This is a genomic window from Pseudomonas sp. O39 (genome assembly GCF_045447295.1).
GTDB classification, from domain to species: Bacteria; Pseudomonadota; Gammaproteobacteria; order Pseudomonadales; family Pseudomonadaceae; genus Aquipseudomonas; species Aquipseudomonas antarctica_A.
The window spans coordinates 1-1,086 of record NZ_JBJGXV010000063.1; the positions used below are offsets into that span (position 1 = coordinate 1).

Annotated in this window: 1 protein-coding gene; it reads right to left on the reverse strand. The window is 58.3% G+C overall.

Annotated elements, in window-relative coordinates; all coding sequences use genetic code 11:
- Positions 1 to 14 precede the first annotated feature (14 nt).
- Positions 15 to 992: an IS5 family transposase gene (locus tag ACI77D_RS29295; RefSeq protein ID WP_407018098.1), complete on the reverse strand. Its 978-nt coding sequence runs from the start codon at positions 990 to 992 to the stop codon at positions 15 to 17.
- Positions 993 to 1,086 lie beyond the last annotated feature (94 nt).

Below are 1,086 nucleotides of genomic sequence, written 5' to 3' on the forward strand. Positions count from 1 at the left end.
CCTTTCAGACGGATTTATCCCGCCGCGCGTTGCAAATACCTCTTGGCCAGCATCAGATTGGCCAATCCGAACAGGCTGAATAACTGCGCCGTGTTCTTTTCCAGCCCGCGGCAACGCACCTTGCGATGATTGAAACGCACTTTGATCACTTGGAACGGATGCTCTACCTTTGCGCGCAGTTGCGTCTTGGCGTATTCGATCTTGCGCTTGACCCGGAACAGCACACTGTCTTTGCCGTGATGCTGGTAGCTGCTTGGCCGCGCCGCAATCGACCAGATAACGTCACGTTCAGCATGCTCCGGTCGCTTGGCAGCACCGGTGTATCCAGCGTCTCCCGAAACATAGGTTTCGGCACCGTGCAGCAGCTTGTCGACTTGGGTGACATCGGCCACGTTGGCCGCCGTTCCTACCAGGCTGTGTACCAGCCCCGACGTTGCGTCGACGCCAATGTGGCACTTCATCCCGAAGTGCCACTGATTGCCTTTCTTGGCCTGATGCATCTCAGGATCGCGCTTGCCTTCTCGGTTCTTGACCGAGGGCGGGGCGGCAATCAGGGTGGCATCGACGATGGTGCCTTCCTTGAGCAGCAGGCCACGACTGGCCAGATGCTGGTTGATCGTTTCAAACAGCACCCGCGTCAGATGATGGGTTTCCAGCAAGCGGCGAAAACGCAGCAAGGTGGTGGCGTCCGGTGCCGACTCGCGGCCCAGGTCAATACCCATAAAGCCACGAATGGCTTGGCTGTCGTAGACGGCATCTTCGGTGCCCTCATCGGAGAAACCGAAACACTGCTGCACGACATACATGCGCAGCATGCGCGACAACCCAATCGAAGGGCGTCCGCGCTTGCCGGTTGTGTCACCGTAGAACGGCGCCACTTGAGCTTCCAGCTGTACCCAGGGCACCAACTGTTCGATATCCGCCAGGAAGCGATCTCGTCGGGTTTGCTTTTTCTTGCCGGTGTATTCGAGTTCGGAGAAGGTCTTCTGCATGGCGCGTAACGAGGCTCACGAAGAGGGTGGCTGATTGAGGGGGCCAGTGTGTCAAGGCTGCGGGCGGTTGGCTATTTATGCAGCGTCTCCCTAA